Origin of the sequence: Micromonospora sp. NPDC050276 (assembly GCF_044459545.1) — a bacterium.
GTDB lineage: Bacteria > Actinomycetota > Actinomycetes > Mycobacteriales > Micromonosporaceae > Micromonospora.
Genome location: NZ_JBITJA010000016.1, coordinates 40223 through 55610, shown reverse-complemented (window position 1 = coordinate 55610; position 15388 = coordinate 40223). Strand labels below are relative to the sequence as shown.

Genomic DNA, 15388 nt, shown 5'->3' with positions numbered 1-15388 from the left:
CTCCCCTAGCGGCCGGCGGGCGTGGCCGTCCCACGCGCGATCACGTACGGCTCCGGAGATGACACGGTAGTCGGGTCTGCCGTCGCCCAGTAGTGGCCGTCGGGGAACCGGTAGCGCGCGACCGACTCGGTGCGCATCCGGGTGGAGTAGCCGGGCTGGCTGGGCAGGACGTAGCCGCTGCCCGAGCCGGTGTCCCGGATGACGCACGGGTCGGTGAAGTGCTCGTGCAGGTGGTCGACGAACTCGGTGACCCGGTCGGTGAGATCGCCCGAGATCGAGACGTAGTCGAGCACCGACACGTGTTGGACCATCTCGCACAGCCCGACGCCGCCGGCGTGGGGGCAGACCGGGATGTCGAACTTCGCGGCGAGGAGCAGCACGGCGACGATCTCGTTGATGCTGGCCAACCTGCCGGTGTCCAGCTGGCAGAAGTCGATGGCCCCGGCCTGGAACAGCTGCTTGAACATCACCCGGTTGTGGCAGTGCTCGCCGGTGGCGACGCCGATGGGAGCGACGGCACGGCGGACGGCCGCGTGGCCCAGGATGTCGTCGGGGCTGGTCGGCTCCTCGATCCACAGTGGGGTGAACTGGGCGAGGGCCTTGACCCACTCGATGGCCTGATCGACGTCCCACACCTGGTTGGCGTCGATCATCAGGTTGCGGTGCGGCCCGAGGATCTCCCGCGCGATCCCACACCGCCGGATGTCGTCGTCGAGGTTGGCGCCCACCTTGAGCTTGACGTAGCCGTAGCCGGAGTCCACCGCCTCCTGGCACAGCCGGCGCAGCTTGTCGTCGCCGTAGCCGAGCCAGCCCGCCGAGGTGGTGTAGGCGGGGTAGCCGGTCCGGTCGAGCTCGGCGAGCCGGTCGGCCTTCGTGCTCTCCTTGGCGCGCAGGATGGCCAGCGCCTCGTCCCGGGTCAGCGCGTCGGAGAGGTAGCGCAGGTCCGCGATGTCGACAAGCTGCTCCGGGGACATGTCGACGAGCAGCCGCCACAGCGGCTTGTCGGCGGCCCGCGCGACCAGGTCCCACGACGCGTTCAACACGGCGGCGAGGGACAGGTGGACGACACCCTTCTCCGGACCGAGCCACCGCAGCTGCGAGTCGGAGGTCAGCAGGCGGTAGAGCGCGCCCATGTCCGCCGCCATCGTCGCCACGTCCAGCCCGACGAGGCGCTGTGCCTGGTGGACCGCCGCCGCCACGACGATGTCATTGCCGCGACCGATGGTGAAGGTCAGGCCGTGGCCCGCGAGCGGGGCGCCCTCGCTGTCGACGCCGTCGGTGTGCAGGACGACGTAGGCCGCCGAGTAGTCGCCGTCCTTGTTCATGGCGTCGGAGCCGTCGGCGGTCAGGGAGGTGGGAAAGCGAACGTCCTGCACGGTGACAGCAGTGATCTGCGGCATGCGCTCCTCGCCCGACTCGACCAAAGATCAGATGATCACTGGGAGTATACGGAGGGCTGCTTCGGCCCGTCAACGATGTCGATCACCACGCACCCGCAGACATATGATGTTTGGCCCGCCGCCGGTATTCACCCTGCCGGTCGTCGTGGCAATTGGCGGGCCGGTTGCGCGGGGATGGGCACGCCGAAGATTGGATGTTCGGCCAGTGTCGGAGGGGCATTGACGACGGCTTATGAACCCTGCATGCGGCGTTGAAGGCCTCGATACGTCACATCTTTGTCCACTGTCCACGCCCGCCGGGGAGTCCCGCCTCCGTGGTCTCGCGACGGCCGGGTCGAGCGTCCTCGATCCCCCTGGTGATCGTGATCACCAACCACCCGCCGACACGCCCGAGACCGACATGTGGGGTGTGACAACGGCTGCGTCCCTATATATGGTGTCGAACGCAGCTGGTTCGGCCGCTCATCCGGCGCGGTCGAGGCAAGAGGGAACCCGGTGGAAATCCGGGACTGTCCCGCAGCGGTGAGTGGGAACGACCGCCGTCATCAGCACTGGGCCACCAATCGGCCTGGGAAGCGACGGCCAATAGGAGACCGGCGAGCCCGGTCGTGCCCACGAGTCCGAAGACCTGCCAGCGCGCCGCGTACCCGTACCCGGGTGGGCGGCGGTCCGAGGCCGCGTGGGACGGCTGACGCCACCTGACCCACGCCGCGCGGGCGTGGCGTCCGCCGGTGTCTGTCTCCTCGCGTCCGGGCCACCAGGTCTCGAACTCCGAGGAGCGAGTGGTGACAGTCACCGAGGTAGTCCCGACCAGCGGCGACGCGACCCTGCGGCGGACGCCGATGCAGGTCCGCAAGCGCGACGGCGGCACCGAACCCGTGGACGTGAACAAGATCGTCCGGGCGGTCGAGCGGTGGGCCGACGACCTGACCGATGTCGACCCGATGCGGGTGGCCACCCGCACGATCAGCGGCCTGTACGACGGCGCGACGACCGCCGAGCTGGACCGGCTGTCCATCCAGACCGCGGCCGAGATGATCGGTGAGGAGCCGCAGTACTCACGTCTCGCCGCGCGGCTGCTGGCCGGCTACGTCGACAAGGAGGTGCGTCGGCAGGGCATCACCTCGTTCAGCGCGGCGATCCGGGTCGGTCACGCCGAGGGCCTGATCGGTGCCGACACCGCCGCGTTCGTCGCCGCACACGCCACGACGCTCGATGACGCCATCGCGCCGGACGGCGACCGGAGGTTCGAATACTTCGGCCTGCGCACGGTGTACGACAGGTACCTGCTGCGCCACCCGACCAGCCGGCTGGTCCTGGAGACCCCGCAGTACTGGCTGCTGCGGGTGGCCTGCGGCCTGTCCCGTACGCCGGACGAGGCCGTCGACTTCTACCGGCTGATGTCCAGCCTCGCCTATCTGCCCAGCTCACCGACGTTGTTCAACTCGGGTACCCGGCACACCCAGATGTCCTCCTGCTACCTGGTCGACTCCCCGCTCGACGAGTTGGACTCGATCTACCAGCGGTACGCCCAGGTCGCCAACCTGTCCAAGTTCGCCGGTGGCATCGGCATCGCGTACTCCCGGGTCCGCTCCCGGGGAGCGCTGATCCGGGGCACCAACGGGCAGTCCAACGGGATCGTGCCGTGGCTGCGCACGCTGGACGCGAGCGTCGCCGCTGTCAACCAGGGCGGCCGGCGCAAGGGCGCGGCCTGCGTCTACCTGGAGCCGTGGCACCCGGACATCGAGGAGTTCCTGCAACTGCGGGACAACACCGGCGAGGACGCCCGGCGCACCCACAACCTCAACCTGGCCAACTGGATCCCGGACGAGTTCATGCGCCGGGTCGAGGCCGACGAGGTGTGGTCGCTGTTCGACCCGCACGAGGTGCCCGAGCTGCCCGACCTGTGGGGGGAGCGGTTCGACGCCGCGTACCGGGAGGCCGAGGCGCAGGGCCGCTATGTGCGGCAGGTCCCGGCGCGGGAGCTGTACGGGAAGATGATGCGGACCCTCGCCCAGACCGGCAACGGGTGGATGACCTTCAAGGACGCCGCCAACCGACTCTGCAACCAGACCGCCGAGCCGGGCAACGTCGTGCACCTCTCCAACCTCTGCACCGAGATCGTCGAGGTGTCCAGCGACGCCGAGACCGCGGTGTGCAACCTCGGTTCGGTGAACCTCGCCGCCCACCTCACCGACGGCGACATCGACTGGGAGCGGCTGCGTGCCACCGTCCGGACGGCGGTGACCTTCCTCGACCGGGTCATCGACATCAACTACTACCCGACCGCGCAGGCGGCGGCGAGCAACCCTCGCTGGCGGCCGGTCGGGCTCGGGCTGATGGGCCTGCAGGACGTCTTCTTCGCGCTGCGGCTGCCGTTCGACTCGCCGGCCGCCCGGGAGCTGTCCACCCGGATCAGCGAGGAGCTGTACCTGACCGCGCTGGAGACGTCCGCCGACCTGGCGCGCGACTTCGGGGCGCACCCGGCGTACCCGCAGACCCGGGCCGCGCGGGGCCAGCTGCAGCCCGACCTGTGGGGTGTCCAGGGTACGCAGACCGCGCGGTGGGACGCGCTGCGCACGCGGGTCGAGGCGTACGGGCTGCGCAACTCACTGCTGGTGGCGGTGGCGCCGACGGCGACCATCGCCTCGATCGCCGGGTGCTACGAGTGCATCGAGCCGCAGGTGTCCAACCTGTTCAAGCGCGAGACGCTGTCGGGAGAGTTCCTCCAGGTCAACACCGCTCTGGTACGCGAGTTGAAGGCCCGCGGTCTGTGGACCGACCGGATTCGGTCGGCGATCAAGCGGGCCGAGGGGTCGGTGCAGGACATCGCCGAGTTGCCGGCCGGCGTACGCGAGTTGTTCCGCACCGCCTGGGAGCTGCCCCAGCGGGCGCTGATCGACCTGGCGGCCGCCCGCGCGCCGTTCATCGACCAGTCCCAGTCGCTGAACCTGTTCCTGGCCTCGCCCACCATCGGCAAGCTCTCCTCGATGTACCTGTACGCCTGGAAGGCCGGCCTGAAAACCACCTACTACCTGCGCTCGCGCCCCGCCACCCGGATCCAGCAGGCCACTGTCAGCGCTGTCGCACCCGTCGCCGTCGACGCGGAGGCGCTGGCCTGCTCGTTGGAGAACCCCGAGTCGTGCGAGGCCTGCCAGTGACCCCCGCCGACGTCACCACCGCGGCTTCCGCAGCCGCCACCACCGACACGAGGACCACGCACATGCTGCTCGACCCCGGGATGGACCTCACCCTCCGTCCGATGCGCTACCCGCACTTCTTCGACCGGTTCCGCGACGCGATCCGCAACACCTGGACGGTTGAGGAGGTCGACCTGCACGCCGACCTGGCCGACCTGGCCAAGCTGTCGCCGGCCGAGCGGCACCTGGTCAGCCGCCTGGTGGCCTTCTTCGCCACCGGCGACACGATCGTGGCCAACAACCTGGTGCTCAACCTCTACCAGCACGTCAACAGCCCCGAGGGTCGCCTCTACCTGTCCCGGCAGCTGTTCGAGGAGGCCGTGCACGTCCAGTTCTATCTCAACCTGCTCGACACGTACGTGCCCGACGAGACCGAGCGCTTCGAGGCCTTCGCGGCCATCGAGAACATCCCGTCGATCCGTCGTAAGGCCGAGTTCTGCTTCCGCTGGATCGACTCCCTCAATGACCTGCGGGAGTTGCGCTCCCGAGCGGACCGGCGGACGTTCCTGCTCAACCTGATCTGCTTCGCCGCCTGCATCGAGGGGTTGTTCTTCTACGGCGCGTTCGCGTACGTCTACTTCCTGCGCTCCCGCGGCCTGCTGCACGGCCTGGCCTCCGGCACCAACTGGGTGTTCCGCGACGAGTCCATGCACATGGCGTTCGCGTTCGACGTCGTGGACACCGTCCGGGCCGAGGAGCCGGACCTGTTCGACGACGACCTCGCCGAGCAGGTCCGCCAGATGCTCACCGAGGCGGTCGAGTGTGAGGTGCAGTTCGCCGAGGACCTGCTGGGTCACGGCGTTCCCGGCCTGACGTTGGCCGACATGCGGGAGTATCTCCAGCACGTCGCCGACCGCCGCCTCGCCCAGCTCGGCATCGCGGCGCACTACGGGTCGAGCAACCCGTTCGCCTTCATGGAGTTGCAGGACGTGCAGGAGCTGTCCAATTTCTTCGAGCGGCGGGTGTCGGCGTACCAGGTCGGGGTGACCGGCACCGTCGCCTTCGACGACGACTTCTAGGCGGCAACCGACCCGGGGGCCTGGCGTCGCTTGGTGAGCCACCGCATCACGTGCAGGGGGTGCGACGCCGGGTCCGGGATCGGGTGGAAGACGTGTTCGATCTCGCCGTCGGCGATGATCAGGGTCAGCCGCTCGTAGAGGGTCATGTCGCCCGCGCTGCGGGTCGACTACCTGCTCGACCTTGTCTCCCGGTACCCGATCAGCTCGATCGAGGACCCGATGGCCGAGGACGACATCGCCGGCTGGAAGCGGCTGACGGCGATGGCGGGGGAGCGGGTGCAGTTGGTCGGTGACGACGTCTTCTGCACCGACGTCGACCGGCTCCGCGACGGGATCGACGGCGGTTACGCCAACGCGATCCTGGTCAAGGTCAACCAGATCGGCACGCTCACCGAGACTCTCGCGACGGTGGACGCCGCGCACAAGGCGGGGTACCGGGTGGTGATGTCGCACCGATCCGGGGAGACCGAGGACACCACCATCGCTGACCTGGCCGTCGGCGTCGGATGCGGTCAGATCAAAACCGGCTCGCTCTCGCGCTCCGACCGCACGGCCAAGTACAACCAGCTCATCCGCATCGAGGAGGAGCTCGGCGAGCGCGCGGTCTACGCTCCGATCCGTTGAGGGGCACCGGCTGATTCGATGCACGTCGGGTGCCCGGCCCGCCCGGAAAGGAAGCTGCTGATGGGCGACATCACCGTGCGACCCATGACCGACGCCGACGCCGATCGGGTCCTGGCCATCTACCAGGCCGGTCTGGACGCCGGCAACGCCAGCTTCGAGATCACCGCGCCGACCTGGGCGGCCTTCGACGCCGCGCGCCTGACCGCGCACCGCTTCGTGGCCGTCGACCGCGACGGGGAGATCCTCGGCTGGATCGCGGTCTCGCCGACCTCGGCCCGCGCGGTCTACGCCGGTGTGGTCGAGCACTCCGTCTACGTGGACCCGGCCGCCCAGGGTCGGGGCGTCGCACGACTGCTGCTGGACGCGCTGATCACCTCGACCGAGACCGCCGGCATCTGGACCATCCAGTCCGGGGTCTTTCCGGAGAACACCGCGAGCCTCACCCTCCACCAGCGGGCCGGCTTCCGGGTCATCGGCGTACGCGAGCGGGTTGGTCGCCACCACGACCGCTGGCGCGACGTCGTCCTGCTGGAACGTCGCAGCCCGGTCATCATCTGACGAGCCTCGGCCCGCCCGGGCGGGCGGCCGGCACCTCACCGACGGCTGGCGCAGGCCACACACGTTCTGGCGGAGGGGCCGGGCGACAGGCGCTCGGCGGAATGACCGTTGTCACATCACTGGCATTCCGAGACGACCGGTCATATCGTGGTGGGTGTCAGCCAGCCAAACCCCTGATCGAGAGGAGCGCCACGACATGGCACGAGCGAAGTCGCCGGCCTCCGCCGGGACCAGGCAGCGGTTGTCCGACGCCGCGTTGGACCTATTCCATCTGCGCGGTTACAACGGCACGAGCGTCCAGGACATCGTCGCCGCCGCCGGGGCGCCCAAGGGCACGTTCTACAACCACTTCGCCAGCAAAGAAGACCTCGCCCTCGACTCGGTGGCGAGATATTCCGCGGCGATGGGGCTGGAAATGCTCGACGAGAAGCAGGGCGGCACGCCTCTCGAGCGGATCACCCGGCACCTCCGCTACATCACCGGCCTCGGCGACACCATGGGAGACCGTGGTTGCCTGCTCGGGAACTTCGCCACCGAAATCCCGGCGCACAGCGATGTGTTGCGGGGCGCCGTCGACGCCGGTTTCGGTCGCTGGGTCGCCGCTCTCGCCGCGGCGATCGAGCAAGCGCGGGCTGCTGGTGAAATACACGGCGACGAACCCGCCACTGAGCTCGCCGGCTTCGTCGTCTCCAGCTACGAGGGCGCGGCAGCGCGGGCGAAGGCATCCGGTGACCCGGCCGCTCTTCGGGAGTTCTTCACGATCACCACGACCCGGATCCTCACCTGATCCGCGCACGATTCCATCGGTAACAATCCGCGTTGTCCCACTTGACGCGGCGTTTACCCAATTCAAGACGACCGGTCGTACGCCTTCGGCCGGGAAGCAGTACCTACATCGAGGAGTGACACATGAGCACGTACCTGATCAATCACCTGCGTATTCCGGGTGGAGTGCCGACCGAGGAGTCCCTGCGTTACCTGGAGCAGGTGCAGGCCACGACCGAGGCGTACGGCGCCAAGTGGCTGGTCATCGATGCCGAGGTGCAGGTCCTCGAGGGCAGTTGGCCCGGTTCGGTCGTGCTGATCGAGTTCCCGGACGCGGAGACCGCCAAGACCTGGTACAACTCGCCCGAGTACCAGGCGATCCTGTCGCTACGTGTCGACCACACCATCAACGACCTGGTCCTGGTGGACTCCGTCGGCCCGGACTTCACGGTGGCCGGCTACGCGCGTCAGATCCGCACCCTGCTCGGCCAGTGACCAGCGCTCGCTGACCTGCCGTACCGCGATCCCCGCGCACACTGTGCCGTGCGCGGGGATCGGCTACATGAAGTTACGGGTGTGCAGGGCGGAGAGCGCCGCCGCCTCGTCAGACCGGAAACCCAGCCGGACGAGTCGGCGCTGACGGCCCTGATCCATCGCGCGTTGCAGAGCCTGCACCCGGTCGAAGCCGGCGGACACGTCGTCCGGATGCCAACCACCCGCCGCGAGCACCACCAGCGCGTCGAAGACGTCCGCGTTGAGACCGGCGGTGTCGACCAGCGCGTGGTGGCGACGGTGGATGGCCGCCCGCAGCCGGTCCCGCAGCAGCGGATCCAGTTGCGCCTGATGCTCCAGGTGTGCCATGCCGAACACCACGTGCCGGCGTTCGTCCTGCATGGCGAGCCAACAGATCCGACGCGTCACCGGGTCCGGGGCGTTCTCGTGCAGGAACCAGAGCAGATCGACAAAGCTGCCCTCGCCGAGCACGGAGAGCAGGAACGACGCCAACGCGAAGTCCGACTCCCCGACGAGCGTGAACAGCGACTGCCGACCGCCGGCGGATGACGTGCCCAACTCGGCGCCCCGCAGCAGCGCCCGCCGGCTGAAGACCTCCATGTGCCGGGCCTCGTCGGCCATCTGCACGGCGAGAAGCTGCACCACCTCCCGAAAATGCGGATGGATGCGCCCCACGAACCGGGCCGGCACGACGAGGGCGGCCTGCTCGTTCTCGACCAGGTAGGTCATCACCTGTACCACCGCGGCCTCGACGTCAGCGGGCAGCGCGAACGCGTCGTCCCACGGCACCGCGGTCTGCGGGTCCCACTGTCGCGCGGCGGCCTGCGCGTACAGGTGGGGAGCGATGTCGGCCCAGACCAGGTCGCGGTCGTCCAGGTCGAATCGGGCCTCGGGACCACCGGCTTCCAGGAGCGCGCCCCGGGCGCCGAGCCCCCACCGCGCCGGCGGCCGGCTGCTGAGCGCCACCGGAAGAGCCGGCCCGGCCCGCTCCGCGCCGTACCAGCGCTCGTCATCCGCCGACCCTCGGACCACCACCGCCACCAGCTCGCTCCGGTCGCCCCGATCCGGCCACTCGACCCGATGACCCCGGCCACGACACCAGGCGGGCAGGTGTACGCGCAGCGCCGGGTCGCGGCCGCAGACCGCCAACCGGCCGCCGGGCGGCAGCCCGGCCAGGGCGCGCTGCACGAGCAGGTGCGCGCCCCGGCCGAAACCCAGGTCACCGAGGTCGACCTCGGCGACCGGTGCCGCGCTCACGGCCGGTAGTCCGTGGCCGTCACCCGCCCGTCCGGGGAATAGAAGCCGCCGGCGTCGACCGCGTCGGCGAGGGCGGCGTACCCCGTGGTGCGGCCCTCCCGCCAGGCCGTCAACCCCTCCAGGTCGAGAAGCGGACGCACCTGCGGATCGGCGTACGACATGCCGAGCAGTAGCCTGCCGAAGAGCCGGACCCCGTCGGACTCCGGCGCGCGGACGGTCATGTTGCAGTGGTCGTAGCGGGCGGTCTGCGCCACGATGCGGGTACCCTCGGGCGGTAACGTGCCCTCCTGAACGAACGCCAGATGGTTGGCGTCGATCATGCAGGCGGCGTCGACCTCCCCGGCCGCCAGGGCGCGGGCGGCGTCACGTTCGCCGCCGATGTGGTCGCCGTGCAGGCCGACACCCACGTCGAAGCGGCGTACGTCGACGGTGACCCCGGCCGCCGCGAGGTGGCCCAGCGGAATCAGCGTCGCCTGCGGACTGTCGATCGCCCCGACGGCGACCACCTGTCCGGTGAGGTCCCCGATGCGGCTCACCGCTGAGTCCGCGCGAACCACCACGACCGAGGTGAGGTCCTGGTCGGTGTCGCGCATGGTGAGCGCGCGTACGGCCGTGCCGTTGGCGGCCGCCAGCCGTTCGGCCCGCAGCCAGGCCAGCGGAGAATTCCAGGCCGCGTCGATCCGCCCGGCGACGAGATCCTCGACCTGTCGCTCGTAGTGCGAGTAGAGGACGAAGTCGAAATTTAGGCCCCGCCCGCGCAGCCAGGCGCGGAAGCCCTCCCAGATGGTCACCACCTTCGGGTCGTACGCGACCGCACCCATCAGTACGGTTGGCGCGGGCATCAGCGGTTGGTTTCGTCGAGCAGCGGCAGCCCGGTGGCGACCCGGCCGACGAAATCGTGCAGCGCGTCGGTGGTGGGTGCCATCACCCGCGCCGCGCGGGCGTCCCGGAAACGGCGCTCGAGGCCCAATTCCTTGCGGAAGGCGCTGCCGCCGCAGAGCTGCATCGCGCCATCGGTCACCTCGGCGACCGTCTCGCCGGCGAGCGCCTTGACCTGGAGCACCCGCAGCATCGCGTCGTCGCGGCCGGTCTCCAGCGCGGTGAGCGTGTCGCCCAGGAAGGCGCGCAGCGCGTCGGTGCGGATCATCAGTCGGGCGAGGTCGCGTCGGGTGACGGGCGCGTCGCGTAGGGCGGCGCCGGTGTGCGCGAGCGTGGTCCTGGTGAGATGTCGGCCGGCCTCGGCCACCGCGCTGTCGGCGAGACCGAGGCAGAAGGCGGCGTTGAGGACCAGGAACCAGGGCAGCACCGCGCCGAGCGCGGTGTCGAGCCCGGCGCCGTCGGCCGCCATCCGTGCCGCCGACGGAACCCGGAGCCCGTCGGCGGTCATCGGGCGAGAGCCGTTGCCGCGCAGGCCCAGGCCGTCGAAGTCGCCGGTCACGCTCAGGCCGGCGCTGTCGCTCGGCACGAGCCACAGCGTCATCGGGCCGGCATCGCGGGTCAGCGGAAGGCTGGACCAGACGTAGCTGTTCGCCTCGCCGGCCGAGGTGACCCAGCTCTTGCGGGCGTCGAGGCGGACCGTGTCGTCGCCGGTGGCGGTCGCGGTGCTGGTCGGTGACCAGAAGTGGCTGCGCGAGCCGTATTCGGAGAACGCCAACGTGGTGAGGTGATCGCCGGTGGCGATGGCCGTGCGGATGTCGTGCGGGCCGTGCGCCTCGATGACAGCGGTCGCCGCGTAGTGCATGAGCACCACCATCGCGGTGGACCCGCACTCGGCGGCCAGCCGCTCGATGACCTCGGCGACCGCCCGCAGGCCGTGGCCGCCGCCACCGACCTCGGTCGAGGAGGCCAGGCCGAGCAGGCCGGCTGCGGCGAGAGCGTCGACTCCCGGACGGGGGAAGGCCCCATCCCGGTCGACGATCGGCGCCTGCGGGCGGATCACGTCGTCGATCACCGAGCCGAGCTTTTCCGTGAACGCCGTGGCGGTCTGGGCATTGTCGACACTGGTCGTCATGCCGGTACCCCTTCAGCAGGGTCGATGGACCTCCGCTGACACTATCCGAACCGGACGACGCAGCGCGAGCGTCGGATTACCGTCTGGTGTGGGCGCTGTCCCGGAGGGGTCGGCCGTGCCCGTCGTCCCGGTCGATGCGCAGCTCACGTTCCAGCTCGGCGATGACCGCCCGCAGGTCGTCCAGCCGTTGGGTGAGCGCGATCCGGTCCACCTCGTCCGGTGTGCCGTCGCCGTCCTCGTCGTACCCGGGGGCCAGTCGTTCGGTCATCTCCAACCGGCGGGCCTCCTCCATGGAGTTGACGATGACCGCGATGAGGATGTTGAGCAGCAGGTTGACGGTGATGACCACGTAGCTGACGTAGTAGAGCAGCGTCCACGGCGAGATCGCCATGCCCTGCTCGATGAGGCCCGGCAACGTCTCCAGCGAGAGCAGCACGAACAACGTCAGCAGGGACCGGCCGATGTCGCCGTACTCCTCCGGGTAACGGCTGCCGAAGATCAGCCACCCGGCCATCCCGTAGACGTAGAGCGTCACGACGGCCAGAGCGAGGAACCCGGTGACACCCGGCAGGCTGCGCCACAGCGCGGAGACGATGGTCCGCAGGCCCGGCGAGAACCGCACCAGGCGGACCAGGCGGGCGACCCGCACGACCCGCAGCAGCGCCGAGTCGCCGTGCAGGCCCGGGATGAAGATCGCCGCGATCACCACGAAGTCGAACACGTTCCAGCCGTGCCGGAAGAAGTCCTGTGGACTCCTGCCGTACGCCGCCAGCCGGACGCCGATCTCGACGACGAAGACCGCCCGGAAGAACAACTCCAGCCCGTGCAGCGCCGTGCCCGCCGGGCTCAGGTCGTCGTACGTCTCCAGGCCGAGGACGATGCCGTTGGCGAGGATGACCACGACGATGGCGATCTCGAAGGGGCGTGACCGGGCGAGCCGGTCGCAACGGGCGGCCCAATCCGGCCGAAGCTGCGGTGTGGGCGGCCCACCCCGCGGGGCCGGCACGGGTGCGGCACTCACCAGTCGGCCGGCTCGATCAGGCGCACCGGGCCCGCGGCTCGGGTCCACCTCCGGCCGTCGTCGTGGCGGTACGGATGGTGTGCGGGCATGCCCACCAGCCTAGCCAAGATCAATGACGGTGGGTGGCCGTGCGACCGCCCAAGGGGCCGGGGTCCGCTCTGCTGCGACGCGCCTTGTCGACGAACAAAACCGGGAACAACGTATGCAATTTACAGTGGACCGGTGAGTGACGCATCCGCGAGCCCCGACCGGCAGCCGATCTGGAGCAGACCCGAGCGGGGCAGCCGTGGCCCGGCTCCGGCGCACAGCCGGGACGCCATCGTCGTGGCCGCGATTGCCCTGGCCGACACCGAGGGGCTGGCCGCGGTCTCGATGCGCGCCGTGGCCGCCGCGCTCGGCACCGGCGCCGGATCCCTCTACCGGTACCTGTCGTCCCGCGACGACCTGCTCGACCTGATGACCGACCGGGTCGTGCGGGAGCTGCGGCCGTACCCGCAGGCCCAGGGCGACTGGTTGGACACGATGGTGCTGCTGGGCCGCCGGCAGTTGGCGCTGTTCGGCGCGCACCCGTGGCTGCTCGACGTGTTTCACCGGCCCTCGGGCATCGGCCCGGAGACCCTGGCCTGGTTTGACAACTGCATCCGGGTCCTGGAACCCGTGCGCTGCCCCGTCGTCGCCAAGTTCGAGGCCATCGCGATGATGACCGGCGTGGTGAGCCTCTTCGCCCGCCGCGACTCCGCCGCCGGGGCGTTCAGCTTCGCCGGGGTGGACCTCGCGGCGTACCCGCACCTGGTCGCGGCGTTCAGTCAGCCCTCCGGACCGGCACCCCGGGCGGAACTCGTCGAGCGGACCCTGCGCGGTCTGCTGACCGGCCTGCTGCTCGCGGAGCCGACCGAGGCGGGCTGACCGGATCGGTACACGGGTGGCGTCAGCCGCGCCTCCGGCCTGGGCGCGGTTTCAGGTGGCGGTGGTGAGGTAGCGGCGGTAACCGACAGCGGACTGTGCGAACCCGACGGACGCGTAGAACCGGTGGGCGTCGGTCCGCGCGGCGTTCGACACCAGCTGGACCTTGTAGCAGCCGGCCGCCGTCGCGTCGTCCAGCGCCGCCAGCATGAGGGCCCGGGCGACCCCGCGACGACGCCATCCGGGTGCGACCACCACGTTCTCCACCACCATGTACGGTCGCGCGCCGTGGGTGAGGTTGGGGGCGACGAGAGTGTCCAGGGTGCCCACGACGGTGTCCCCGGCGACGGCCAGCAGGAGGCGGCGACCAGCTTGGGCGTGCAGGTCGCGCCAGGCGGTGGCTAGTCGGGTGGCGTCCGGCCGCGCGTCGCCGGGGGCGAGCTGCCACAGCACATCGAAGACCTGCTCGGGGTCGTCCTGTGCAACGGCGGCGCGGACGACGAAGTCGCCGCTCACCGGGCCGACGCCAGCGTGTCCAGGCCGGACACCGCGGGGTGTCGACGTGGCGGCCGGCTGTGCCGGCAGAGCTGGCTGTCGACGTGCCGCACCATGCCGTCGAGCATACGTGTCCCGCTGCCCGCGTGGCGGGCGACGGCGACCGGGGCCCCGCCGCCCGCCTCGGCGGCTGGCCTCGGTCAGGTCCGCGCGGCCCGGATGGCGTCGCGTAGCGGGGTGCTCGGCCGGCCGAGCAGCCGGCTGAGGTCGTCGCTGTCGGTCGCCAGCTCGCCGTCGGCGATCGACTGGTCGAGCGCGGCGACGAACCCGGCGGTGCCCGCGTCCAGGCCGACGTTCTCCAGGGCCGAGGCCAGCTCGGCAGCGGACATGTCCTGGTGGACGACGGTGGTGCCGGTCACCTCCGTGACGGCCTCGGCCAGCTCGTCGAAGGTGAACGCGGTGCCGCCCAGTTCGTAGACGGCGTTGCCGTCCTCGTCGCGGGTCAGCGCCGCGACGGCGGCCCCCGCGTAGTCGGCCCGGGTCGCGGCAGAGATCTTGCTGCCGCCGGTGGCGCCGAGAATCGTGCCGGACCCCAGGTACTGCGGCAGCTGGTCGGTGTAGTTCTCGGTGTACCAGCTGTTGCGCAGCACGGTGTAGGTCAGACCGGACGCGGCGAGGACCTCCTCGGTGGCCTTGTGCTCCGGGGCGAGCGGGTTCGCGGTGGTGTCGGCCTTCAGGATGCTGGTGTAGACCAGCCGCTCGACCCCGGCGAGCTTGGCGGCGTCGATGACCGCGGTGTGCTGGGGGACGCGCTGGCCGGGAGTGTCGCCGGAGATGAGCAGCAGGCGGCGTACGCCGGCCACGGCGCCGGGCAGCGTGGACGGGTCGTCGTAGTTGGCCTTGCGGATCTCGACCCCGCGCGCGGCCAGGTCGGCGGCCTTCTCCGGATCGCGGACGATGGCGGCGATATCGGCGGCGGGTACGCCGCGGTCGAGCAGCTGCTCGATCACCAGGCGGCCCAGCCGGCCGGTGGCGCCGGTGACGGCATAGATGGGCATGGGAACCTCCGACGGATAGGGGGGCAGATGGGTTAGCACTTACGAATCTACAGCACTTACTTATCGTGCCTATACGATAGGCTGGTGAGGTGAGCGACATGCCGGCCCAGGATCCGGCGGGGCCTACCCAGGAATTCGTCAGCGATGTCTTCGCCCGGGGTTGCACTTCCCGCGCGGCCTTCGAGGACGTCACCTCGAAGTGGGCCTCGCTGACCCTGTTGGCGCTCGGTGAGGGTCGCTACCGGTTCAACGCGTTGCGTCGCCGCATCGACGGGGTCAGCGAGCGGATGCTCTCCCAGACCCTGCAGACCCTCGAACGCGACGGGATGCTCACCCGCGAGGTGCTCACCGCGATCCCACCGCGCGTCGAATACTCGCTGACCCCCCTCGGCGCCCGGGTCGCCGAGCAACTCCGTGGCCTCGCCGACCTGCTGGAGGCCTCAGTGCCCGAGTTGCAGACCGCCCGCGACAGCCGCGAGCGCGACCGAGGCTAGGCCGGGGGTCGAAGGGCGGCGGGGGTCAGCAGCGGCACCGTGAGCGGCGACGGGAGCTTCACCCCGCCGA

The 15388-nt window shown here is 70.3% G+C and carries 15 protein-coding genes, 1 pseudogene and 1 riboswitch; of the genes and pseudogenes, 8 read left to right on the top strand and 8 right to left on the bottom strand.

Annotated elements, in window-relative coordinates:
* Positions 1–5: 5 nt before the first annotated feature.
* Entirely contained in the window at positions 6–1400 is a 1395-nt protein-coding gene (locus ACIBF8_RS27390) for an enolase C-terminal domain-like protein (RefSeq protein WP_396786770.1), read from the bottom strand.
* A 433-nt stretch (positions 1401–1833) separates the two neighbouring features.
* Positions 1834–2051, top strand: a riboswitch (cobalamin riboswitch).
* Positions 2052–2242: 191 nt separating this feature from the next.
* Here ACIBF8_RS27390 and ACIBF8_RS27385 point away from each other — a divergent pair.
* Both ACIBF8_RS27385 and ACIBF8_RS27380 read left to right on the top strand, forming a co-directional pair.
* Entirely contained in the window at positions 2243–4561 is a 2319-nt protein-coding gene (locus tag ACIBF8_RS27385; protein ID WP_396786859.1) for a ribonucleoside-diphosphate reductase subunit alpha, read from the top strand.
* A gap of 62 nt (positions 4562–4623) precedes the next feature.
* On the top strand, positions 4624–5619 hold the full coding sequence (locus ACIBF8_RS27380; RefSeq protein ID WP_396786858.1) for a ribonucleotide-diphosphate reductase subunit beta: 996 nt from the start codon (positions 4624–4626) through the stop codon (positions 5617–5619).
* Here the strand turns inward: ACIBF8_RS27380 and ACIBF8_RS27375 are convergent.
* Positions 5616–5765: a hypothetical protein gene (locus ACIBF8_RS27375; protein WP_396786769.1), complete on the bottom strand. Its 150-nt coding sequence runs from the start codon at positions 5763–5765 to the stop codon at positions 5616–5618. The genes ACIBF8_RS27380 and ACIBF8_RS27375 overlap by 4 nt on opposite strands.
* A gap of 1 nt (position 5766) precedes the next feature.
* Between ACIBF8_RS27375 and ACIBF8_RS27370 the strand changes: the two are divergent.
* From ACIBF8_RS27370 to ACIBF8_RS27355, 4 genes and pseudogenes are all read left to right on the top strand, one after another.
* Positions 5767–6243 (top strand): annotated as a pseudogene (locus ACIBF8_RS27370) (enolase C-terminal domain-like protein); the annotation flags it as partial.
* Between the two features lie 60 nt (positions 6244–6303).
* Positions 6304–6801, top strand: coding sequence for a GNAT family N-acetyltransferase (locus ACIBF8_RS27365; protein WP_396786767.1), 498 nt, complete (start codon positions 6304–6306; stop codon positions 6799–6801).
* A gap of 196 nt (positions 6802–6997) precedes the next feature.
* Positions 6998–7588 (top strand): TetR/AcrR family transcriptional regulator, encoded by a 591-nt coding sequence (locus ACIBF8_RS27360; protein WP_396786766.1) that lies wholly within the window; start codon positions 6998–7000, stop codon positions 7586–7588.
* A 122-nt stretch (positions 7589–7710) separates the two neighbouring features.
* A complete protein-coding gene (locus ACIBF8_RS27355; protein ID WP_396786765.1) occupies positions 7711–8061 on the top strand; it encodes a DUF1330 domain-containing protein in 351 nt (116 codons plus the stop codon).
* 63 nt (positions 8062–8124) lie between these two features.
* Here ACIBF8_RS27355 and ACIBF8_RS27350 read toward each other — a convergent pair whose 3' ends face one another.
* The 4 genes from ACIBF8_RS27350 to ACIBF8_RS27335 all read right to left on the bottom strand — a co-directional run bounded on the left by ACIBF8_RS27350 (position 8125) and on the right by ACIBF8_RS27335 (position 12368).
* Positions 8125–9336 (bottom strand): ferritin-like domain-containing protein, encoded by a 1212-nt coding sequence (locus tag ACIBF8_RS27350; protein ID WP_396786764.1) that lies wholly within the window; start codon positions 9334–9336, stop codon positions 8125–8127.
* On the bottom strand, positions 9333–10178 hold the full coding sequence (locus tag ACIBF8_RS27345; RefSeq protein ID WP_396786762.1) for a phosphate/phosphite/phosphonate ABC transporter substrate-binding protein: 846 nt from the start codon (positions 10176–10178) through the stop codon (positions 9333–9335). Before ACIBF8_RS27345 ends, ACIBF8_RS27350 begins: the two co-directional genes overlap by 4 nt.
* On the bottom strand, positions 10178–11347 hold the full coding sequence (locus ACIBF8_RS27340; RefSeq protein WP_396786761.1) for an acyl-CoA dehydrogenase family protein: 1170 nt from the start codon (positions 11345–11347) through the stop codon (positions 10178–10180). Before ACIBF8_RS27340 ends, ACIBF8_RS27345 begins: the two co-directional genes overlap by 1 nt.
* A gap of 76 nt (positions 11348–11423) precedes the next feature.
* Positions 11424–12368 (bottom strand): ion transporter, encoded by a 945-nt coding sequence (locus tag ACIBF8_RS27335; RefSeq protein WP_396786759.1) that lies wholly within the window; start codon positions 12366–12368, stop codon positions 11424–11426.
* A 222-nt stretch (positions 12369–12590) separates the two neighbouring features.
* Here ACIBF8_RS27335 and ACIBF8_RS27330 point away from each other — a divergent pair, with 222 nt between their 5' ends.
* Entirely contained in the window at positions 12591–13274 is a 684-nt protein-coding gene (locus ACIBF8_RS27330; RefSeq protein ID WP_396786757.1) for a TetR/AcrR family transcriptional regulator, read from the top strand.
* A 51-nt stretch (positions 13275–13325) separates the two neighbouring features.
* On the opposite strand, the gene ACIBF8_RS27325 is transcribed toward ACIBF8_RS27330, so the two are convergent.
* Positions 13326–13787 (bottom strand): GNAT family N-acetyltransferase, encoded by a 462-nt coding sequence (locus tag ACIBF8_RS27325; protein WP_396786755.1) that lies wholly within the window; start codon positions 13785–13787, stop codon positions 13326–13328.
* Between the two features lie 179 nt (positions 13788–13966).
* On the bottom strand, positions 13967–14824 hold the full coding sequence (locus ACIBF8_RS27320) for an SDR family oxidoreductase (protein WP_396786753.1): 858 nt from the start codon (positions 14822–14824) through the stop codon (positions 13967–13969).
* 98 nt (positions 14825–14922) lie between these two features.
* Here ACIBF8_RS27320 and ACIBF8_RS27315 point away from each other — a divergent pair, with 98 nt between their 5' ends.
* Positions 14923–15318: a winged helix-turn-helix transcriptional regulator gene (locus ACIBF8_RS27315; RefSeq protein ID WP_396786857.1), complete on the top strand. Its 396-nt coding sequence runs from the start codon at positions 14923–14925 to the stop codon at positions 15316–15318.
* The last annotated feature ends 70 nt before the right edge of the window (positions 15319–15388 follow it).